Raw genomic sequence first — 19,479 nt, 5'->3', positions numbered from 1 at the left:
GGTTCACTGTAGCGACTAAAAGTTTCTATCGGCTATATTTTTCTTCATGAACACACAGCGGTCCACCGGCGAACCGGGTCTGAGGGAACGGAAGAAGCGCGAGACCCGGCAGCGGATCTCGGACGTGGCGACCGGGCTCTTCGTGGAGCGCGGCTTCGACGAGGTGACCGTCGCGGAGATCGCCCGCGCGGCGGAGGTGTCCCCGATGACGGTCTTCAACTACTTCCCGCGCAAGGAGGACCTGTTCCTCGACCGCATCCCCGAGGCGGTGGACCTCGTCGCGGAGGCCGTACGCGGACGCGCCCCGGGCGAGCACCCGCTCACCGCGCTGCGCCGCCTCGCCCTCGGCCTCCTCGACACCGGGCACCCGCTGTCCGGCGCCCGCGCCCGCTTCCGCCCCTTCCTGTACGTCGTCGCCGCGTCCCCGGCGCTGCGCGCCCGCGCCCGCGAGGCGGTGGACGAGGTGGAGCACGCCCTGGCCGAAGCCGTGGCCGAGACCGCGCCGGACGTCCCCGACCCCCGGCTCCTGGCCGCCCTCGCGATCGCCGCGTACCGCGCGGTCGGCACCGGTACGGTCGCCCGCCTGCTGGCGGACACGGACGCCACCCCCGAGGACGCCCTCGCCGAGGACCACCGGCTGCGCCTGACCGCCGCCTTCGACGCCCTGGACCGCGCCTTCGCCCCGCCCGCCCCCTGACCCGGGCGCGCGCACCGGGCCCCCGGCCGCCCGGTATCATGGTCCGTACGGCAGACGAGCCGGGCGGACGGCCGCGTGAAGTTCCCGCGAGGGACTTCCCGAGGAACGTCCGGACTCCACAGGGCAGGGTGGTGGCTAACGGCCACCCGGGGTGACCCGCGGGACAGTGCCACAGAAAACAGACCGCCGGGGACCTCGGTCCTCGGTAAGGGTGAAACGGCGGTGTAAGAGACCACCAGTGCCCAGGGTGACCTGGGCAGCTAGGTAAACCCCACCCGGAGCAAGGTCAAAAGGAGACACCCCGGTGTCTCTGCGCGGACGTTCGAGGGCTGCCCGCCCGAGTCCGCGGGTGGACCGCACGAGGCCGGCGGCAACGCCGGCCCTAGATGGATGGCCGTCTCCCCGGCCGCCGCGAGGCGACCGGGCGACAAAATCCGGCGTACAGCCCGACTCGTCTGCCGCCCAGGCCGCTGCACCGCGTCTCGCGGGTCAGCGGCCTTTTCTCACGGAACCGCGGGCGTCGGCCGGCTGCCGGAGCGCGGCGGGTGCCGCGGGCCGGCCCGTCAGGGTGCCGGAGGCTTCCGGTGTCTGCCGGTCCCGGGGCCGAGCCTCGGTGTGGCCGTGGGGGCGGGTGAGGGTGCGGAGTCGGCCTCGGTGCGGGGGAACAGGACGCGCCGTGCTTCCGCGAGGTTCGCCGCGAAGCCGTGCGGTTCCCACAGGTGGCCGTTCCACCGCTGGATCGCCCGGGGCGCCTCGGGGTTCAGATGCGATGCCCTCGGGCCGTCGCCGGTCACGAGGGGTACGGCGCGGAGCTGCCCGATCCTCGCGTCACGGCGCTCGGCCCATCGGGAGAGCGGTTCGTCGTCCATGTCCGGAGCGTAGTGGGCCGGGCGATCCGGTGCTCCCGGCGCAGGGAGGCCGTCCGTACCCCCGATGGTGCGCCGGGTGCGTCCGGTGGCGTGATGACGGACACCGTCCGGGGGTGCGCCCGGGGGAGGTGCCCGGGGCGGCGTCTTGAGTGAACCGGTAAGTCGTACCGGTGCCCTTCCCGCCGATGTGTCGTCGGTCGCCGCCCCCGGGAGCACGCCGTATGGACCCTCTTCAGAAGCTCCACCGCATCCTGCTGATCCTGATCGTCGCGGGGCTCGTCACCTATGTGGCGTTCCTCGATCCGCTGCTCGGCACCGCGCTGCTCGTGGGTGTCGGGGTCGCCCTGTTCGTGCATCAGCTCCTGAGCTGAGGGGCGGGGCCGGGGACTCCGTCCCCGGCCGTCGCTCGAAGTCACGGAAAGTCGCGGAGACCGAAACGCACCCCACCGGCCTCCCCCGCACGGCACAAGTGAGTGAGAAGCCCCCAACCGCCGGTCGCCGGCCGCTCGGTCGGCCGCGCTACGGGAAGGACTGGTCCAGATGCACAATGCCCCCGATGTTCGAGGGCCGACGGACCCGCACGACCTGCCGCGTACTCCGCAGGGACTCGTCCCGGAAGCACGCACCGCTCCGGAAGCCAAGCCGCGCCGCCGGCTGACGCCGGACCAGGTGGACGAACTCCAGCGGCTCAAGCCCTTCCTGGAAGGCATGGTGCGCCAGGCCCGCATGCAGTACGCGATGGAGGACCTGGTGCAGACCGCGGTGCTCCAGCTCGTACGCGCCTGGTCCCGCCCGGACTTCGTGCTGGACCGGCGCGACGGTGGCCGGGCCTTCGCGCGCAAGGTCATGCGGAACGTCATCGCGGACGCGGCGCGCGGCAACGACCGCGACCGCTCGACGCCGGTGGCGGAGGTCCCCGAGACGGTGGCGGTCGAGCCGGACGAGGGCGACCACATCCGCGACGACCGGCTCAGGGCCATCGACCGGTTCCTCGCGGCCACGCTGCCCGACCGGCTGTACCCGGTCGCCCGGCTCGCGATCGTCGAGGGCCTGACCCAGGCGGAGATCGCCCAGGTCCTCCGCGTCGACCGGCACACGGTGGCCCGCCGCTACACGAAGGTGCGCCAGGCACTGGAGCCGCACCGCGCCACCGTCCACGACGAGGTGCTCGGTGACGTGACGAGCTAGTGCCGTTACTCGGACTCACGGGAGGGGGCACGCACGTCGCCTCCCGTGAGTCCAGGTTGGGTCCTAGCGACCCGTAGGACAACAACGAAGAACAGTGGCGAACCATGAAGAACAGCCAAGCCATGAAGAACAGTCAAGCCATCAAGAAAAGTCAAGCGTCCGCTCGAAGCCCATACGCACCACTCGGGAGGGACACACGGAATGTCTGAAACATTCGATCACCTCCGCCGCCTCGCGGAGGAACACCGGGAGGGAACCCGGCAGCAGAAGGACGGGGACGGGATCGACCCCGTCAGCTGGGAAGCGCTCCTGGACCGGGTCGAGGACCAGCTCGACGAGGACGAGCGGGACGGTGGCGGCGTCCCGGCGACCGCCGGACCCCTACCGCCCCAGCCCCGCAGGCCGGTCGCGATCCCGCTGTCGCTCTTCACCGGCGGCGCGCTCGGCGCCGCACTCGTCCATCCGGCGGTGGGCGCACCCGGCGGCGCACCACAGGTCGTCCAGTGCCTGGCCGCGGGAGCCGCGCTGGCGGGACTCGGGCTGGCCGCGTCCCTCGACCGCGGCCCCCGCCGGGGACCGATGCGGGAAGGCGGTGTCGCGATCCGCTAGCGACCGACCGGAAGCGGCCGGATCGGTCCGGTCGCGCGGCAGTGGCCGTGACAGTGGGGCGCCGCCATGGCGCCGGGTGCCGGATCCCCACGGGGGGTGGATGCGGCGCCGGACAAGAACCGCCGGTCGGGGCTGACCGGCCGCGGCAGCGTGCGACGGCGTGCCGCTCCGGCTCAGGGAGTACGGGGCGGCACGCCGTCGCCGTTCGTCGTGCCCGTGCCTGTTCCCGTGCCCGTGCCCAGCGAGCGGTCTCTGACCCGTGCCAGATGGCGCCCGAAGACCTCCTCGGCGTCCGGGGTCAGCGTGCGCAGGGCGACCAGGGCCGTGATCACCACGTCGCACAGCTCGGCCTCGACGTCCTGCCAGGTGTGGGTCGTGCCCTTGCGCGGGTTCTGGCCGGTCGCGCCGATGACCGCCTGGGCGGCCTCGCCGACCTCCTCGGAGAGCTTGAGCAGACGCAGCAGCAGCGTCTCGCGCTCGCCGTGCGCGCGGTGGCCGTTGAGCCAGGTCCACAGGGCGTCGACGGTCGGCCAGAGAAGAGGGGTCGCGGGGGTCGCGGAGGGCGAGGAAGGGACGGAGGGGGCTGCGGGGTCCGGGGCGGTCATGGGCGGCAGCCTGCCACGAACCCGGGGCGGCTGCCCTCTGCTCCTGCCCTCTGCTCCGCTGCTCCTGTACTGCTCTACTCCTCGAACAGCGCCTCCTGCTGCCCCTCCTTCTGCCGCCGCAGGTACCGGACCCGGGCGCCCAGGACCGCCGCCGTGCCCGCCGCCGTCGCCGCGAGGGCCGCGGGGACCATCCAGCCGCGGTTGACGCTGTGGCCGAGGGCGTGGTCGAGGGAGAGGCGGCCGGGGCCGGTGATCGCGAGGCCGGTGGCGGTGAGGCCGAGGGAAGCGGCGTACTCGTAGCCGCCGCCCTGCGCGAAGAAGCCGTTGGGGGTGTGCACCGCCGCCGCCCCCGCCATCGCGCCGGCCGCCGCCGCGCCCGCCGCCGGAGTGGCCAGGCCCAGCGCCAGCAGCAGACCGCCGCCCGCCTCGGCGAGACCCGCCGCCGTCGCGCTCGCCCGGCCCGGCCGGTAGCCGACCGACTCCATGAACCGGCCCGTCCCCTCCAGACCGGCCCCGCCGAACCAGCCCAGCAGCTTCTGCGCGCCGTGCGCGGCCAGCACGCCGCCGGTGCCCAACCGGAGCAGCAGCAGGCCGAGATCACGTCGGTCGCAACAGGTCACGGTGACTCCTCGGGAGAAGCGGAGAAGCGGGCAAGCAGAGGGGCGGAGAAGCGGCAACGCCGTGACCACCCTCGCACCGGTCGCGCTCCGGCGGCCCGTTCTGCATGCCGTTCGGGTGGCGGGCGCTGTGAGCGGACCGGCCGGACACCGGGGCCGGACCGATCGGTGAGCGGGGCCGGACCGACCGGGGCCCGGGTGCGCGACACGAGTGATCCGGCGTCCCTCCTTCGGTGATCTTTTGATCAGCCTTTGAAGACCTGTCGTGCGCGGGCCCGCCCCGGCTTTGTACGGTCCCGGAGTGCGCGATTCCTCTCTGTCCCCCCGCTCCCCCCGCCCACCCCGGTCCGCCGCCCCGTCCCCCCTCCCGTCGCGGCGCTCCCTGCTCGCCCTGTGCGCGGCCGCTCCGGTCGCCGCCGTCACCGCCGGTCACCCCGCCTCGGCCGCGTCCCCCACCGCGGCCACCACCGGGACCGCCACGACCGCCACTACCGGCATGACCGCCACTACCGGCATGACCACCACGACCGCCACGACCGGCATGACCACCACGACCGGCACCACCGCCTCCACCAGGTCCACCGCCGTCATCGGCGGTGAGCGGCTGGCCCGTACCGGAGTCCAGGTGCGCGCCGCCGCCCGGCTGCCCGCGAAGCTCTCCGCCCGTGCCTGGCTCCTCGCCGACTGGGCGAGCGGCGAGGTACTGGCCTCCTACCGCGCGCACCAGCGGCTCGCGCCCGCCTCCACGCTGAAGATGCTCTTCGCGGACACGGTCCTGAAGAAGTTCGACCGCACCGCCCGGCACACCGTCACCGCCGCCGAACTCGCCGACATCCCCTCCGGCTCCAGCCTCGTCGGGATCCAGGCCGGGATCACGTACACCGTCGAGCAGTTGTGGCAGGGCGTGTTCCTGCGCTCGGGCAACGACGCGGTGCATGTCCTCGCCCATATGAACGGCGGGGTCGAACAGACGGTCGCCGAGATGCAGGCCAGGGCGGAGGACCTCCAGGCCCTGGACACGCACGTGGTCAGCCCGGACGGCTTCGACCACCCGGGCCAGATCTCCTCGGCGTACGACCTGACCCTGTTCGCCCGGCACGGGCTGCGCAACGCCGACTTCCGCGGCTACTGCGCCACCCGCACCGCCGACTTCCCGGCCGGCGGCCGCAAGACGTTCCAGATCCAGAACACCGACCGCCTGCTGACCGGTTCCTGGGGGCTGAAGCCGTACGACGGCATGATCGGCGTGAAGAACGGCTACACCACCGACGCCGGGAACACCTTCACCGGCGCCGCGGTCCGCGGCGGCCGTACCCTCGTCGCCACCGTGATGCACCCCGAGAACGGCGCGAACGCCGTCTACGAGGAGACCGCCGCCCTGCTCGACTGGGGCTTCGCGCAGGGGAGTTCGGCGCAGGCCGTGGGCACTCTGGTGGAACCGCTGAGCGAGGGCGGCGCACCGGCGGGCGGTGCGCCCGGCTCGCGGGCGGCCGGGGCCGGTTCCGGGACCGGGGCGGCGGCGTCCGCCGGGGATGCCGGACCCTCCACCTGGCGGCTGCTGGAGGGCGCGGGCGGCACCGCGGCGCTGCTCGCGGGCGGCGTCTGGGCGCTGCGCCGGCGCCGGGCCGCCGCGCGGGCGGAGGCGCGGGCGGCGGCCCGGGCGGGCACGGGCGGACGGCATCGCCGCTGAGTCACGTCATCGCGGCGTCTGACAGGCCGTCGCGATCTGCACATACGGAAGAGAAGACTCCGCACCCTGCGGGCTGCTCGGCGACATATGCTCGACTCCTCCTTCACCGGAGCTTCACAGTTGGAGCTCTGGGCTTCCATCAGGCCATGTCCAGGGGGGTAGGCGGCGGCCGTTCCACGGCACCGGCTGGGGGTGGACCTCGCGGGACGCGAGGTGCGCACCGGTCCGTGGGCGGCCGCCGCGCCATATCGGCGGGCGGGCCCGGCGTACGGCTTCTCAGCCGCGCCCGATGTACGGCATCGCCGTCGCCAGCACCGTCGCGAACTGCACATTGGCCTCCAGCGGCAGTTCGGCCATGTGCCGTACCGTGCGCGCCACATCGGCGACGTCCATCACCGGCTCCGGCACCGTGCGCCCGTCCGCCTGGAGGGCGCCCGCCTCCATCCGGGCCGTCATCTCGGTGGCCGCGTTGCCGATGTCGATCTGCCCGACCGCGATCCGGTACGGCCGCCCGTCCAGCGACAGCGCCTTGGTCAGGCCGGTCAGCGCGTGCTTGGTGGCGGTGTAGGGCGCCGAGTGCGGCCGGGGCGTGTGCGCCGAGATCGAGCCGTTGTTGATGATCCGGCCGCCCTGCGGGTCCTGCTCCTTCATCTGCCGGTACGCCGCCTGCGCGCACAGGAACGCCCCGTTGAGGTTGGTGTCCACCACGTGCCGCCACGCTTCGTAGGACAGGTCCTCCACGGGGACGCCGCCGGGGCCGAAGGTGCCCGCGTTGTTGAACAGCAGGTCCACCCGGCCGAACCGGGCCGCCGTCGCCGCGAACAGCGCGGCCACGTCCTCGGGGCGTGCCACGTCGGTGCGTACGGTGAGCGAGGCGGCGCCGGGCACCAGCGCCGCCGTCTCCTCCAGGGGCTCGGCGCGTCGCCCGGCCAGCGCCACGGACCATCCGGCGCGCAGCAGTTCCACGGCGACGGCCCGGCCGATGCCGGAACCCGCGCCCGTCACCACGGCGGTCTTCGACGTCTCGGTGTCAGTCATGCCACCGCAGCGTACGAGCGCGGTCCGCCATGCGGAATCCCATGTCCGCCATACGGATGCCCTGTGCGCCCACGCACCTGCGCGGGCCGGACAGCCGTCACGCGCCCGCGAGCACCGGATCCGCCGCCTCGCCCGGCTCGCCCGTGTCTCCCGCCCCGTCCGCCTCTCCCGTGTCGCCCGGCTCTCCCGGGTAGCGGACCCCGATCCGCTCCCGGACCGCGTCCAGCGTCCGCATCACCGCGAGCGTGCCGTCCAGCGGCACCAGCGGCGACTCGGTCTCGCCCGCCCGCAGCGCCCGCATCACCTCCAGCGCCTCGTGCCGCAGGGTGCTGCGCGGGCCGTCCGCCGGGTCGGCCGCGAACTCCTCCGGGTCGCGGCCGTCGCGGTGCAGCACGAACCGGTCCGGGTGGAAGAAGCCGTACGGCACGTCGATCCGGCCGCGTGAACCGGTGACCGAGGCCGTCGTCCCCGTGTCGCCGGTGATCGAGCAGTGCAGCTGGGCCAGCGCCCCGCCGTCCCAGGAGAGCAGCGCGCCGGTCTGGAGGTCGACGCCCTCGGGGGAGAGCACCGCCTGGGCCAGCACCTCCGTCGGCTCACCGAGCAGCAGATGGGCGAACGACACCGGGTAGACGCCGAGATCGAGCAGCGCGCCGCCGCCGAGCCGCGGGTCGCGCAGCCGGTGGGCGGGCGGGAACGGGCCGGCCAGCCCGAAGTCCGCCCGCACGCTGCGCACCTCGCCGATCGCGCCGTCGTCGACCAGCGCCTTCAGCCGCCGGACCAGCGGATTGCAGTACATCCACATGGCCTCCATCAGGAAGCGGCCCTGCCGCCGGGCCAGCGCGACCAGTTCACCGGCCTCGCGCACGTTCAGCGTGAACGGCTTCTCGCACAGCACGTTCCGCCCGGCCCGGAGGCACAGGCCCGCGGCGGTCCGGTGGGCGACGTGCGGGGTGGCGACGTAGACCACGTCGAGGTCGGCGTCGTGGGCCAGCTCCTCCCAGGTGCCGTACGCCCGCGGGATGCCGAACCGGTCCGCGAACGCCCGCGCCGACTCCGCGCGGCGCGAACCCACCGCCACCACCTCGGCGTCCGGCAGGTCCACCAGATCCGCCGTGAACGCCGCGGCGATCCCGCCCGTCGCGAGGATCCCCCAGCGGACCTTCTCCTGCGCCCCACCGGATATTCCAGGCATCACGGACCCCACCCTCGCTCATGCGTTCCTCGGCACGGTGTACGAGCTGAGAGCATAGGTGGCGGACCGGTCGGAGAGGGAGGGACACATGTCCGAGGGTGGGGCGTCGGCACCGCACAGGCAGGCCGCGGGGGAGACGGCCGCCGCGCGGACGGCACCGGGACCCCTGCCACCGCCGGGACCCCAGGCACCACCTGGGCCCCGGCCGTCACCGGGATCCCAGCCGTCACCGGGATCCCAGCCGCCGCCGGACCGCTCGGCCCGCCGTACCGGTGTGCTGGTCACCCTGATCCTGGGCGGCCTGACCGCCACGCCCCCGCTCGCGATGGACATGTACCTGCCCTCGCTGCCGGAGGTCACCCGCACCCTCCACGCGCCCGCCGCGACCGTCCAGCTCACCCTGACCGCCTGCCTGGCCGGGATGGCGCTCGGACAGCTCGTCGTCGGCCCGATGAGCGACCGCTGGGGCCGCAGGCGCCCGCTCCTCGCCGGGCTCGCCCTCTACGTCCTGGCCACCGCCCTGTGCGCGGTCGCACCGAACGTCGAGGCGCTGGTCGCGCTGCGGCTGGCGCAGGGCCTCGCGGGCGCGGCCGGCATCGTCATCGCCCGCGCGGTCGTCCGCGACCTGTACGACGGCGTGGCCATGGCCCGGTTCTTCTCCACCCTGATGCTGATCTCCGGGGTGGCCCCGGTCGTCGCGCCGCTGATCGGCGGGCAGATCCTGCGGGTGACGGACTGGCGGGGCGTGTTCGCCGTGCTCACGGTGGTGGGCGCGCTGCTCGGCGCGGTGGTGTGGGCGCGGCTCCCCGAGACGCTGCCGCCGGCCGCCCGGCACGAGGGCGGCGTCGGCGAGGCGCTGGGCTCGATGCGGCGGCTGCTCGCCGACCGCGTCTTCACCGGCTACCTGATCGCGGGCGGCTTCGCCTTCGCCTCGCTGTTCGCCTACATATCGGCCTCGCCGTTCGTGATCCAGGAGATCTACGGCGCCTCGCCGCAGACGTTCAGCCTGCTGTTCGGGCTGAACTCGATCGGCCTGGTCGCCGTCGGCCAGCTCAACGGCGCGGTGCTGGTCGGCCGCCTCCGCATGGACCGGGTGCTGGGCGCGGGCCTCCTCGTCGTCATCGCCGCGGCCACCGCGCTGCTGCTGATGGCCGCGGGCGCCTTCGGTGACGTGGGTCTGGTCCCGGTGGCCGCCGCGCTGTTCGTGCTGATGTCCGCCATGGGCATCACCCTGCCCAACACCCAGACGCTCGCCCTGATGCGCACCAAGCGCAACGCCGGATCCGCCTCCGCCCTGCTCGGTGCCTCCTCCTTCCTGATCGGCGCGGTCGCCTCCCCGCTGGTCGGGATCGCCGGGGAGCACACCGCCGTGCCCATGGCCGTGGTCCAACTGGCCGCGGCTCTGGTGGCGCTCGGCTGCTTCGTGGGAATGTGCCGTCCCTGGAGCACACCGGCGGCGGCAGGAACATCAGGAGCCGCGGAGGCAGCGGGAACGCCGGGGGCGCCAGGGGCAGCAGGAGCACCAGGGGCAGCAGGAGCAGCAGAGGGAGCCGAAGGAGCGGACAGCTGAGCGCGTCGAGACTGCGGCGGGACAGCCCGGAGCGGGCCGGGCTCGACCCCGCCGAACTGCGCCACCTCGTCCGCGAGGTGCGCGCCGCCACCGAGGGCGAGCACCCCTGGGCCGCGGGCGCCGTCGTGGTCGCCGGACGCGGCCCGGTGATCGCCGTCGCGGAGGCCGCCGGCTGGGCCGTACGGTACGCGTCCTACGACCCCGCCACCGACCGCGGCGTCGAACTCCCGCCCGACGAACGCGTCCCCATGACCGTCGCCACTCCCTTCGACCTGGCCTCCGTCACCAAGCTGTTCACGGCGGTCGCCGCGGTGCAGCAGATCGAACGGGGCACACTCGGCGTGGACGCGAAGGTGGGCGCCTACCTCCCCGAGTTCCACGCCGCCGCCGCACACGGCGTCACCGTGCGCCAACTGCTCACCCACACCTCCGGGCTGCGGCCCGAGATCCCGCTGTACGACTGCCCCGACCAGGCCGCCCGGCTCGCCCGGCTGCGCGCCGAACCCCCCGTCGGGGTGCCCGGCACCTACACGTACTCCGACCTGAACCTGCTGCTGCTCCAGCATGTGCTGGAACGCGTCACGGGCCGCCCCCTGGACGTCCTGGTCCAGGAGGGGATCACCCGCCCGCTCGGCATGACGGCCACCCGCTTCGGGCCCTGCCCCGGCGCGGCGGCGACCGAGGACCAGCGGCGGCCCTGGGCCAAGGCGGACCGGGGCATGCTGCGCGGCGCGGTCCACGACGAGAACGCCTGGGCGCTGGGCGGGGTCGCCGGGCACGCGGGCCTGTTCTCCACCGCCACCGACCTCGCCGTCTTCTGCCGCGCCCTGCTGGCGGGCGGCTCCTACGGGTCGGCCCGCATCCTCGGCCCCGACCTCGTCGAACTGCTGCTGGCCCGGCCGGGGCTCGGCTTCGCCGTGGACGAGCCGCGCTTCATGGGGGAGCTGGCCGGGCGCGGCGCGGCCGGGCACGCCGGGTTCACCGGGACGTCCCTCGTCCTCGACCCGGCCACCGACACCTTCCTGGTGCTGCTGGCCACCACCGTGCACCCGCGCCGACGGCGCCCCGACAACCGGCCGCGGGCGGCGGCGGCCACCCGGCTCGCGCGGGCGGTCCGGGGCGTACGGGCCGCACGCGGGACCTGAGCGGGCTCGGGGCCGCCCGCGCGTCAGGCGGCCCCGAGCACCCCGTACCGGCTGAGAGAATCGTGCGGTGAACGACGTCGTACTTGCCTCGGAGACCCTCCGGGGCGCGCTCTCCGGTCTGCTCGACGGACTGCCGCCGCGGCAGGCCGCGGGCGCCGTGGAGCGGCTGATCGCGAACTACCGGGGTACCACCCCGACCGACGCGCCGATCCTGCGCGACCGCGCCGACGTGGCCGCGTACGCCGCCTACCGGATGCCGGCCACCTTCGAGGCGGTCCGCTCGGCGCTCGCCGAGTTCGCGGCGGCCGTCCCCGGCTGGACGCCCGGCGGCCACGTCGACGTCGGCGGCGGCACCGGCGCCGCCACCTGGGCCGTCGCCGACACCTGGCCCGGGGCGCGGCCGGTGACCGTGCTCGACTGGGCCGAACCCGCGCTCGCCCTGGGCCGGGAGATCGCCGCCGCCCACCCGGACCTGCGCGACGCGACCTGGCGGCGGGCCCGGATCGGCGCCGCGCTCGCCCTGGACGAGAGCGACCTCGTCACCGTCTCCTACGTCCTGGGCGAACTGACCGCGGCGGACCGGGCGGCCGTCGTCGACGCCGCTGCCGCCGCCGCGTCCGCCACCGGGGCCGTCGTGGTCGTCGAGCCCGGCACCCCCGACGGCTACGCCCGGATCATCGAGGCCCGCGACCGGCTCGTCGCGGCCGGCTTCCGCGTCGCCGCGCCCTGCCCGCACAGCGCGGCCTGCCCGATCGTGCCCGGCACCGACTGGTGCCACTTCTCGGCCCGGGTCAGCCGCTCCTCGCTGCACCGCCAGGTCAAGGGCGGCTCGCTCGCCTACGAGGACGAGAAGTTCAGCTACGTCGCCGCCACCCGCGCCGCCGCCGTCCCCGCGCCCGCCCGTGTCGTACGGCGCCCCCAGATCCGCAAGGGGCAGGTCCTGCTGGACCTGTGCGAGACGGACGAGCAACTGCGCCGCCGCACGGTCACCAAGCGCCACGGCGAGCTGTACAAGGCGGCCCGAGACACCGACTGGGGCGACGCCTGGCCACCTCGGGACGCCACGCGGGACGGGGACTGACCGGCACGGCACGGACCCCCCGTCCGCCGCACCCGCCCGCCGTCCGCCCGCCCCCGGGCCTCGCCCGCCGCGCGGTTCCCCGGACGGCCGCGCTTCGGCTTTCCCCGCTGCTCTTGCGGGTCCGTCCGGCGGCTCGCAGGCCCGGCGGCCCGCCCCCGGGCCGGTGCTGCTGACCTCCCCCCTCCGCCCGGCGTTCAGCCGCGCAGTTCCAGGGAGCAGCGCCGCACCCCGCCGCCGCTCTTGCGCAGTTCGCCGACCTCCACGCCGACCGGTGCGAAGCCGCGCTCGCGCAGCGCGCCGTCCAGCACGGCGGCGGCCGGGCGTGGCAGCACCACGTGCAGTCCGTCGCCGACGGCGTCCAGCGCGAAGGCGGCGGCGGCCTCCTCGTCCACGAGCAGGGCGTCGGGGAAGAGGCGGCGCAGCACCTCGCGGCTGCCGGGGGAGAAGGCGGGCGGGTGGTACGCCACCTCGTCGGTCGCGTCGTCGAGGACGGCCAGGGCGAGACCGAGGCGGGGGCGGCGCGGGTCGGTCAGTTCCAGGCCGATCACGGGACGGCCCAGGAACTCCTGCGCCTCGCCGTGTGCGAGCGGACCGGTGCGGAAGCCGCGCCCGGCCAGCAGGCACGAGGCGGTCACCGCGAAGTCGCCCTCGCCCGCGTTGTCGTGCTCGGGCAGGCGCAGCCGGGCGAAACCGTGCCCGGCGAACCAGCGCAACTCGGCCTCCTCCTCCGGCTCGCGGCGCGGCCGGGCGGACCGGGCGCCGAGGACCCGCCCGTCCACGACGAGCGCGCCGTCCGCCGTGCGCGCCATGCCCGGCAGCCCCGGTTCGGGGACCAGCACCTCCACCGTGTGCCCGAGCGAGCGGTACACCTCGCGCAGCCGCTCCCACTGGGCGAGCGCCGCCGAGGTGTCGGCCGCGCCCGCCGGGTCCGTGCCCGCGCCGGGCGTGCGGGCGGCGGCGGAGTGGGCGAAGTGCACGGGCGGGCACATCAGATAGCGCCGGGCAGTGGCGCGGCGGGGACGGGCCAAGGCGGGCTCCTCGGGAACGGCGGCGCTGGGACGGCGCGCGGACGGCGTGCCCGTGTGCTCGGCCGCCCGGACGCTCGCTGCCATGGTGCGCCGGGCGCCGCCGCCGCGCGCGGGCCGGACCGCCGCCTTCGCCCGCGCGGGTGGCGCCCGGGACGCCCGGTGGCGAGACGGCCCGTCTCAGCCCCCTGCTACCGTCGCCGCATGGTCAAGAAGCCCACCCCCGACGCCTCCCGCCGCAGCGAGAAGTCGCGCCGGGCGATCTACGAGGCCGCGCTCGCGCTGGTCGCCGAGAACGGCTACCCGAGGACCACGATCGAGGGCATCGCCGCACGGGCCGGCGTCGGCAAGCAGACCATCTACCGCTGGTGGACGTCGAAGGCCGACGTGCTCCTGGACGCCTTCCTCGACCTCGCCGAGCAGGGCGCACGCCAGAGCGGGGAGGAACTGGGCGAGGCAGCGGAGGCACACGGAGGCATCCCGGACACCGGCGACCTCGCCGCCGACCTGAAGGCCGTGCTGCGCGCCACCGTCGACGGGCTGCTCGACCCGAAGTTCGAGGCGCCCTCGCGCGCACTCGCCGCCGAGGGACTGGTGAACGAACAGCTCAGCCGGGAACTCGTGGCCCGGCTGCTGGAACCCCAGCTCCAGCTGTACGTGCACAGACTCCGCTCCGCGCAGGAGAGCGGAGCCGTACGCCCCGACATCGACCCGCGCATCGCCCTGGAACTCTTCGTCTCCCCGGTCGCCCAGCGCTGGCTCCAGCACACCGGCCCGCTCACCTACGCGTACACCGACACCCTCGTCGACTACGCGCTGTACGGACTCGCCCCGCGCTGAACCGCCGCCCGCGCCGCGGACGGGACGTCCCCGTACCGGACACCCGCCGTGCGCCGGGGTGAGCCCCGGCCCGTGCGCCGTGTGAGCCCCGCGAAGACGCCCTGCTCCGACCCCGGATACCGGCTCCGGTCACCGAAGGCGCAGGATGGTGGGACGATGGAGAGCCACGGAGCAAGCTGTCCACACAGCGAGGCGAGGGGATAGATGAGCGCGGAGTTCGGCGGTCACAGCGGCCGGCAGGGCAGAATCTCCCAGTGGCTGCGCGGCCGCCGCCCGAAGCAGCCCGCCGGGGACGGCGGCCGGGAGGCCCTGCTGCTCGCCGCCGCCGGTGCGGGACTGCCCCTCGCACCCGCCGCGCACCCGGGCATCGGCTACGGCTGTTCCTGTGACCGCGTCGGCTGTCCCACGCCCGCCCGGCACCCGGTGTCGTTCGCCTGGCAGACGCAGTCCACCACCGACCGCGCCCAGGTCGAGCGCTGGGCCAGGCACCAGCCCGAGGCGAACTTCATCACCGCCACCGGCATGACCCACGACGTCCTGGACGTGCCGCTGGAGGCCGGGCGGGAGGCGCTGGAGCGGCTGCGGCTGGGCGGGGTGGAGGTGGGCCCGGTCGCGGAGAGCGACGACGGGCGCATGCTGTTCTTCACCCTCACCCGCGGCACCCCCGAGGACGAGGACGAGTGGTGGCCGTGCGAGCTGGACTGCCACCCGGAGACCATGGACGAGCACCCCGGACTGCGCTGGCACTGCCGCGGCTCCTACGTCCTGGTCCCGCCGGCCCGGCTGCCCGGTGACACGGACCGCGCGGTGCGCTGGCTCGCGGGCCACGGCCCCGAGCACCCCCTCCCGGACCCGCTCACCCTCCTGGAGACCCTCACCGACGCCTGCGCCCGCCACACCGCGGACGAGCCCGGCCACCCGGCCCCGGCCTGGCCGCTGCGCCACTGAGGCCACCGGCTTCCGGCCCCCGGCGTCGGCTGCCCCTCCTCAGCCGCCCTGCGCCGACGTCATCCCCTGCACGCGCCCCACGACCGAGACCTTCTCGCCGCCGGAGCCGGACCCGGAGCCGGAGCCCGATCCGGCCCCGGACCCGGAACCCGTATCCGCCGCCGGGTCGAGAGCGGCCTCGGTGGAGACGAACTCCATGGTCAGGGACTGCTTGATCTCGCCCTTGGTGAGGGCGCGGACGTCCTTGTTCGGGGTGGGCACCGAGGCACCCGCGGCGGCCGTCTGCTTCTGGAAGTGGCGGGTGGCGAAGAACACCAGCGCGCCGCCGTCCGTGGTGCGCAGCGCCAGCGGGGCGTGGTCGCCGCCGCTCAGCGGCTCGTCGAGGTACTGGGTGGCGAGGCCCGGACGGACCGCGTTCTTGGCGCGCAGCGCGCGCCAGGCCGTGGTGTGCGGGCCCGGGGCGAAGGTGTCGCCGCCGTCCTTCAGATACGTGGCGTAGGCGCGGCTCAGCCCGCTCGGCGCGGCGGCGAGGCCGGGGGAGTCGGCGGGCACGGCCTCGGCCCAGCCGTCCTCGTCCACCCGGAACTTCGGCACCGCGTCCGGGGCCACCAGCGTCAGATACGCCACCTGCCAGGTGCCGGTGAGGGAGTGCCGGGTGAACACCAGCAGCCAGCGCGAGCCGCCGCCCTTGCTGCCCTTGGCGTCGGCGAGGAACCAGCGTGGCCAGCCGGCCTTCTTGGGGATGGTGAACTTCGCGTCCGTCAGCGTCAGCGGGCTGTGCGCGGCGTTGCCCGACGGGCTGTTGGTGCGGCCCGCCCTCAGCCGCGCCGCGTCGATCGCGCCGAACGCGCCGGTGACCCGGTCCGCGTCCAGTGAACTGTCGTACGCCCGGTCGGCCTTGTTGTACGCGGCGGTGAACTGCGCCAGTGCCGTCGCGGCCTCGGCCCGGGTGGCGCCCGGGAGCAGTTCGCGCTCGCCGTGCACCACCACGCAGCCGCTCGCCGTCAGCGCCAGCGCGGTCACCGAGGCCGCCAGGACGGCCGCCCGCTCAAGCCTGCGAAGCCTCCGAGGGCCGCGAACCCTGCTCATCAGCTACCTTCACCTTCCCCTTCCCGGAGGCGAACCCTACCGGGGCGAAGAACAGCGTGAGCGCCGGGACGAGGTACAGCAGCCACACCGTGACCTGGAGGACGGTCGGGTCGGGCTGGAAGTTGAACACGCCCTTGAGCAGCGTGCCGTACCAGCTGTCCGGCTCGATGGTGCCGCTGATGTCGAAGGCGAGGTTCGTCAGGCCCGGCAGCCAGTCGGCCTCCTGGAGGTCGTGGAAGCCGTAGGCGAGCACCCCGGCCGCGACGACGACCAGCATGGCGCCGGTCCAGGTGAAGAACTTGGCCAGGTTGATGCGTACGGCGCCGCGGTAGAACAGCCAGCCGAGCAGCACCGCGGTGGCGATGCCGAGGGCCACGCCGATCAGCGGGCGCGGGGTGCCGTCGGAGGCGGCGTGCACGGACGCCCACACGAACAGCGCGGTCTCCAGGCCCTCGCGGCCCACCGCGAGGAACGCGGTGGCCACCAGCGCCCCGGTGCCCATCGCCAGCGCCGCGTCCAGCTTGCCGTGCAGTTCCGCCTTCAGGTGCCGGGCGGTGCGCCGCATCCAGAACACCATCCAGGTGACCAGGCCGACCGCGATCACCGAGAGGGAGCCGCCGAGGGCCTCCTGCGCCTGGAACGTCATCTCCTGCGAGCCGAACTCCAGCACGCAGCCGAAGCCCAGGGCCAGCGCGATGGCGATGGCGATGCCGGTCCAGATCGGCCGCAGGGCGTCCCGGCGGCCGGTCTTGACCAGGTAGGCGATCAGGATGCACACGACGAGGCTGGCCTCCAGCCCCTCGCGCAGACCGATCAGATAGTTGGAGAACACGGACCTACGCCTCCTCGGACAGCAGGGTGCGCCCCCACCAGTCGTTCGCGTCGCGGACGCCGGGCGGGATCGCGAAGACCGCCGAACCCACGTGCTGGATGTACTCGTTGAGCGCGTCGTGCGCGGACAGCCGGCGCTGGAGCGGGACGAAGCCCTTGCGCACGTCACGCTGGTAGGCCAGGAAGAACAGTCCCGCGTCCAGGCGGCCCAGGCCGTCGGTGCCGTCGGTGAAGGAGTAGCCGCGGCGCAGGATGGTGATCCCGCCGTTGGAGTCGGGGTGCGCCAGGCGCACATGCGCGTCCGGCTTCATCGCGGGCAGGAACGGCTCGTCCCGCTCCTTGGCCTTGCCGACCGGCGCGCCCTCGCCCTTGTCCCGCCCGAAGACGTCCTCCTGCTCCTGGAGCGAGGTGCGGTCCCAGGTCTCGATGTTCATCCGGATGCGCCGGGCGACGAGGTACGAACCCCCGCTCATCCAGGCGTCCTTGCCCCCGCCGTCCTGGGCACCGGCCCACACGTGCTCGTCCAGCCGCGCCGTCTCGGTGCCCGCGATGTTGCGGGTGCCGTCCTTGAACCCGAGCAGATTGCGCGGGGTCTGGGCGTCGGGCGTGGTGGAGGAGGTCTTGCCGAAGCCGAGCTGGGACCAGCGCACGGCGACCTTGCCGAAGCCGATCCGGGCCAGGTTGCGGATCGCGTGCACCGCCACCTGCGGGTCGTCCGCGCACGCCTGGACGCACAGGTCGCCGCCGGTGCGGGAGCGGTCCAGGTTGTCGCCGGGGAAGCGGGGCAGGTCGACCAGGGCGGCCGGGCGCCGGTCCTTGAGCCCGAACCGGTCGAACAGTGTGGGCCCGAAGCCGAGGGTGAGCGTCAGCCGGGACGGCCTGAGGCCCAGCGCCTCGCCGGTGTCGTCCGGCGGCGCCTCGGCCAGCCCGCCGTAGGCGCCGTCGCCGACCGGGGCACCGGCGGTCATCTTGCGCGCGGCGGCCGTCCAGTCCTTCAGCAGCCGGACGAACTCGGCGCGGTCGTCGGTCTTCACGTCGAACGCGGCGAAGTGCAGCCGGTCCTGCACGGGCGTGGCGATGCCCGCCTGGTGGACCCCGTGGAACTCCACGGCGCCCCCGGTGTCGGCCGCGCCGCCGCCGCCGCCGTCGCCGCCGGTGGCCGCGGCCACCGCGCCGCCCGCCGTGACGGCGCCGAGCGCGAGCCCGGCACCGCCCCAGCCGATCAGCGCGCGGCGGGAGGGCGCGGGACGCCGTTCCTGCTCCTCGGCCATGGTCCCGTCCCTACTTCACCACTGCGGCGGCGAGCTTGGACAGCGGCTCGGCGAGCGCGTTCACCGCGTCCGACAGTTCCTTGCGCTGCTCCTTGCCGACCGTGTCGTAGGAGACGAAGTCGTAGGACGTCTTGTCCTTGCGGTACTTGTCCAGGACGGTGTCCAGGGCCGCGAACTGCTTGTCGAGTTCGCCGGTGAGGGCGGCGTCGTTCTTCTGCGCGACCGGCTTGAGGAGTTCGTACGCCTTCTGCGCGCCCTCGACATTGGCCTTGAAGTCGACCAGGTCGGTGTGCGAGTAGCGGTCCTCCTCGCCGGTGACCTTGCCGGTGGCGACCTCGTCGAGGAGTTCCTTGGCGCCGTTGGCCATGGAGGTGGGGGTGATCTCGGCCTTGCCGACCCGCTGCTGCCAGTCCTTCAGGTCGGTGACGAGCTGGTCGGCGAGGGTCTTCTCCTCGGCGCCGATCTTCTTGTCCTGCCACAGCGCCTTCTCCAGGCGGTGCCAGCCGGTCCACTTCTGGCCCTGCTCCAGGCCGTCGGCGCGGGTGTCGGTCTTCGGGTCGATGTCCCCGAAGGACTCGGCGACCGGCTCGGTGCGCTCCCAGCCGATGCGGGAGGGCGCGTACGCCTTCTTGGCGGCCTCCAGGTCGCCGGCCTTGATCGCCTTGGCGAAGACCTCGGCGAGCGGCACGGTGGCGTCGGCCTGGTCCTGCGCGTACTGGCGGTACTCGGCGACCGGCTTGTCCAGCTCCGGGTTGCGCTGCGCGGCGGCACCCTTGCCGGTGACGGTGAGCTTCTGGCGGACGCCGTGGCCCTTCATGCCCGGCCGGCAGGCGATCTCGTAGGAGCCCGCCTTGACCTCGGCGGTCAGCGTGTACTTGGTGCCGGGGCCGATGTTCTCCTTCTCGGAGACGATCCGGTCGTCGGGGAAGAGGATCTCGACCTCGGTGGCCCGCGAGCCCTTGTTCTCTATCTTCAGGGTGACCTGTCCGGCCGGTACGGTCTTGGCCGAGGTGTCGCACGTGGAGTCGGCGGCCGTCACCTGGATCGCGTCGCCGTCCGCGGCGTCGCTCTTGGAGGTGCAGGCCGTCACGGCGGTCAGGGCGACCGCAGCGGCGGCGGCGGTGACGACGGAGCGTCGGACGGCTCTCATGCAGGGACTCCCGGATGACTGGAA

General features: G+C 74.3%; 20 protein-coding genes and 1 other RNA gene. 11 read left to right on the top strand and 10 right to left on the bottom strand.

The features are described from left to right. Positions 1 to 46: 46 nt before the first annotated feature. Positions 47 to 697 (top strand): TetR/AcrR family transcriptional regulator, encoded by a 651-nt coding sequence (locus tag B086_RS0132100; protein ID WP_018570540.1) that lies wholly within the window; start codon positions 47 to 49, stop codon positions 695 to 697. Positions 698 to 752: 55 nt separating this feature from the next. After that, positions 753 to 1,155, top strand: an RNA gene (gene rnpB, locus B086_RS42160) — RNase P RNA component class A. 105 nt (positions 1,156 to 1,260) lie between these two features. Here rnpB and B086_RS0132095 read toward each other — a convergent pair. Beyond that, the gene (locus B086_RS0132095; protein ID WP_018570539.1) at positions 1,261 to 1,566 is read right to left on the bottom strand and encodes a DUF6087 family protein; all 306 of its coding nucleotides are present in this window, start codon (positions 1,564 to 1,566) and stop codon (positions 1,261 to 1,263) included. Between the two features lie 221 nt (positions 1,567 to 1,787). On the opposite strand from B086_RS0132095, the gene B086_RS45175 reads away from it, so the two are divergent. The 3 genes from B086_RS45175 to B086_RS0132080 all read left to right on the top strand — a co-directional run bounded on the left by B086_RS45175 (position 1,788) and on the right by B086_RS0132080 (position 3,363). Beyond that, on the top strand, positions 1,788 to 1,937 hold the full coding sequence (locus B086_RS45175) for a hypothetical protein (RefSeq protein WP_018570538.1): 150 nt from the start codon (positions 1,788 to 1,790) through the stop codon (positions 1,935 to 1,937). A gap of 169 nt (positions 1,938 to 2,106) precedes the next feature. Continuing rightward, entirely contained in the window at positions 2,107 to 2,754 is a 648-nt protein-coding gene (locus B086_RS0132085; protein ID WP_078531253.1) for a sigma-70 family RNA polymerase sigma factor, read from the top strand. Positions 2,755 to 2,955: 201 nt separating this feature from the next. Then, entirely contained in the window at positions 2,956 to 3,363 is a 408-nt protein-coding gene (locus B086_RS0132080) for a hypothetical protein (RefSeq protein ID WP_018570536.1), read from the top strand. Between the two features lie 173 nt (positions 3,364 to 3,536). Here the strand turns inward: B086_RS0132080 and B086_RS41325 are convergent, their stop codons facing one another. Together B086_RS41325 and B086_RS0132070 are read right to left on the bottom strand one after the other, a co-directional pair. After that, positions 3,537 to 3,968 carry a MazG-like family protein gene (locus B086_RS41325; RefSeq protein ID WP_018570535.1) on the bottom strand — a complete coding sequence of 144 codons (432 nt, stop codon included), beginning with the start codon at positions 3,966 to 3,968 and terminating at the stop codon, positions 3,537 to 3,539. Positions 3,969 to 4,042: 74 nt separating this feature from the next. After that, a complete protein-coding gene (locus B086_RS0132070) occupies positions 4,043 to 4,588 on the bottom strand; it encodes a DoxX family protein (RefSeq protein WP_018570534.1) in 546 nt (181 codons plus the stop codon). Positions 4,589 to 5,126: 538 nt separating this feature from the next. Between B086_RS0132070 and B086_RS41320 the strand changes: the two genes are divergently transcribed. Continuing rightward, entirely contained in the window at positions 5,127 to 6,275 is a 1,149-nt protein-coding gene (locus tag B086_RS41320; protein ID WP_018570532.1) for a D-alanyl-D-alanine carboxypeptidase family protein, read from the top strand. A 276-nt stretch (positions 6,276 to 6,551) separates the two neighbouring features. Here the strand turns inward: B086_RS41320 and B086_RS0132055 are convergent, their stop codons facing one another. Together B086_RS0132055 and B086_RS41315 are read right to left on the bottom strand one after the other, a co-directional pair. Next, a complete protein-coding gene (locus tag B086_RS0132055) occupies positions 6,552 to 7,313 on the bottom strand; it encodes an SDR family oxidoreductase (protein ID WP_018570531.1) in 762 nt (253 codons plus the stop codon). 97 nt (positions 7,314 to 7,410) lie between these two features. Beyond that, a complete protein-coding gene (locus B086_RS41315) occupies positions 7,411 to 8,505 on the bottom strand; it encodes a Gfo/Idh/MocA family protein (RefSeq protein WP_018570530.1) in 1,095 nt (364 codons plus the stop codon). An 88-nt stretch (positions 8,506 to 8,593) separates the two neighbouring features. On the opposite strand from B086_RS41315, the gene B086_RS0132045 reads away from it, so the two are divergent. The 3 genes from B086_RS0132045 to B086_RS0132035 all read left to right on the top strand — a co-directional run bounded on the left by B086_RS0132045 (position 8,594) and on the right by B086_RS0132035 (position 12,301). Further along, positions 8,594 to 10,075, top strand: a complete 1,482-nt coding sequence (locus tag B086_RS0132045) for a multidrug effflux MFS transporter (protein WP_051115962.1) — start codon at positions 8,594 to 8,596, stop codon at positions 10,073 to 10,075. Beyond that, positions 10,072 to 11,220, top strand: a complete 1,149-nt coding sequence (locus B086_RS0132040) for a serine hydrolase domain-containing protein (protein WP_078531263.1) — start codon at positions 10,072 to 10,074, stop codon at positions 11,218 to 11,220. Before B086_RS0132045 ends, B086_RS0132040 begins: the two co-directional genes overlap by 4 nt. A 67-nt stretch (positions 11,221 to 11,287) precedes the next feature. Further along, positions 11,288 to 12,301 (top strand): small ribosomal subunit Rsm22 family protein, encoded by a 1,014-nt coding sequence (locus B086_RS0132035; protein ID WP_018570527.1) that lies wholly within the window; start codon positions 11,288 to 11,290, stop codon positions 12,299 to 12,301. Between the two features lie 194 nt (positions 12,302 to 12,495). Here B086_RS0132035 and B086_RS0132030 read toward each other — a convergent pair whose 3' ends face one another. Next, on the bottom strand, positions 12,496 to 13,329 hold the full coding sequence (locus B086_RS0132030; protein WP_018570526.1) for a dimethylarginine dimethylaminohydrolase family protein: 834 nt from the start codon (positions 13,327 to 13,329) through the stop codon (positions 12,496 to 12,498). Positions 13,330 to 13,530: 201 nt separating this feature from the next. On the opposite strand from B086_RS0132030, the gene B086_RS0132025 reads away from it, so the two are divergent. Both B086_RS0132025 and B086_RS0132020 read left to right on the top strand, forming a co-directional pair. Continuing rightward, a complete protein-coding gene (locus B086_RS0132025; protein ID WP_018570525.1) occupies positions 13,531 to 14,166 on the top strand; it encodes a TetR/AcrR family transcriptional regulator in 636 nt (211 codons plus the stop codon). Between the two features lie 204 nt (positions 14,167 to 14,370). Then, positions 14,371 to 15,114: a bifunctional DNA primase/polymerase gene (locus tag B086_RS0132020; protein ID WP_018570524.1), complete on the top strand. Its 744-nt coding sequence runs from the start codon at positions 14,371 to 14,373 to the stop codon at positions 15,112 to 15,114. Between the two features lie 39 nt (positions 15,115 to 15,153). Here the strand turns inward: B086_RS0132020 and B086_RS0132015 are convergent, their stop codons facing one another. From B086_RS0132015 to efeO, 4 genes are read right to left on the bottom strand one after another with little or no spacing between them, the layout of a single operon-like run. After that, complete coding sequence (locus tag B086_RS0132015) at positions 15,154 to 16,203, bottom strand: hypothetical protein (protein WP_026252978.1); 1,050 nt, start codon at positions 16,201 to 16,203, stop codon at positions 15,154 to 15,156. Continuing rightward, positions 16,163 to 17,035 (bottom strand): iron uptake transporter permease EfeU, encoded by an 873-nt coding sequence (efeU, locus tag B086_RS0132010; protein ID WP_018570522.1) that lies wholly within the window; start codon positions 17,033 to 17,035, stop codon positions 16,163 to 16,165. The genes B086_RS0132015 and efeU overlap by 41 nt, the downstream gene beginning before the upstream one ends. A 4-nt stretch (positions 17,036 to 17,039) precedes the next feature. Next, entirely contained in the window at positions 17,040 to 18,305 is a 1,266-nt protein-coding gene (gene efeB / locus B086_RS0132005) for an iron uptake transporter deferrochelatase/peroxidase subunit (protein ID WP_018570521.1), read from the bottom strand. 10 nt (positions 18,306 to 18,315) lie between these two features. Then, positions 18,316 to 19,455 (bottom strand): iron uptake system protein EfeO, encoded by a 1,140-nt coding sequence (efeO, locus tag B086_RS0132000; protein ID WP_018570520.1) that lies wholly within the window; start codon positions 19,453 to 19,455, stop codon positions 18,316 to 18,318. Positions 19,456 to 19,479: the final 24 nt, after the last annotated feature.

The organism is Streptomyces sp. PsTaAH-124, assembly GCF_000373685.1.
In the GTDB taxonomy this organism is placed as follows: Bacteria; Actinomycetota; Actinomycetes; order Streptomycetales; family Streptomycetaceae; genus Streptomyces; species Streptomyces andamanensis.
The sequence above is the reverse complement of the archived record's forward strand: the minus strand, read 5'-3'. Positions and strand labels throughout refer to the sequence as shown.

Excerpts from the sequence above, each read along its gene's own strand:
- B086_RS0132100 (WP_018570540.1), top strand. The coding sequence starts at position 47 with ATGAACACACAGCGGTCCACCGGCGAACCGGGTCTGAGGGAACGGAAG.
- B086_RS0132095 (WP_018570539.1), bottom strand. The coding sequence starts at position 1,566 with ATGGACGACGAACCGCTCTCCCGATGGGCCGAGCGCCGTGACGCGAGG.
- B086_RS45175 (WP_018570538.1), top strand. The coding sequence starts at position 1,788 with ATGGACCCTCTTCAGAAGCTCCACCGCATCCTGCTGATCCTGATCGTC.
- B086_RS0132085 (WP_078531253.1), top strand. The coding sequence starts at position 2,107 with ATGCACAATGCCCCCGATGTTCGAGGGCCGACGGACCCGCACGACCTG.
- B086_RS0132080 (WP_018570536.1), top strand. The coding sequence starts at position 2,956 with ATGTCTGAAACATTCGATCACCTCCGCCGCCTCGCGGAGGAACACCGG.
- B086_RS41325 (WP_018570535.1), bottom strand. The coding sequence starts at position 3,968 with ATGACCGCCCCGGACCCCGCAGCCCCCTCCGTCCCTTCCTCGCCCTCC.
- B086_RS41320 (WP_018570532.1), top strand. The coding sequence starts at position 5,127 with ATGACCACCACGACCGGCACCACCGCCTCCACCAGGTCCACCGCCGTC.
- B086_RS0132055 (WP_018570531.1), bottom strand. The coding sequence starts at position 7,313 with ATGACTGACACCGAGACGTCGAAGACCGCCGTGGTGACGGGCGCGGGT.
- B086_RS41315 (WP_018570530.1), bottom strand. The coding sequence starts at position 8,505 with ATGCCTGGAATATCCGGTGGGGCGCAGGAGAAGGTCCGCTGGGGGATC.
- B086_RS0132045 (WP_051115962.1), top strand. The coding sequence starts at position 8,594 with ATGTCCGAGGGTGGGGCGTCGGCACCGCACAGGCAGGCCGCGGGGGAG.
- B086_RS0132025 (WP_018570525.1), top strand. The coding sequence starts at position 13,531 with ATGGTCAAGAAGCCCACCCCCGACGCCTCCCGCCGCAGCGAGAAGTCG.
- B086_RS0132020 (WP_018570524.1), top strand. The coding sequence starts at position 14,371 with ATGAGCGCGGAGTTCGGCGGTCACAGCGGCCGGCAGGGCAGAATCTCC.
- B086_RS0132015 (WP_026252978.1), bottom strand. The coding sequence starts at position 16,203 with ATGAGCAGGGTTCGCGGCCCTCGGAGGCTTCGCAGGCTTGAGCGGGCG.
- efeB (WP_018570521.1), bottom strand. The coding sequence starts at position 18,305 with ATGGCCGAGGAGCAGGAACGGCGTCCCGCGCCCTCCCGCCGCGCGCTG.
- efeO (WP_018570520.1), bottom strand. The coding sequence starts at position 19,455 with ATGAGAGCCGTCCGACGCTCCGTCGTCACCGCCGCCGCCGCTGCGGTC.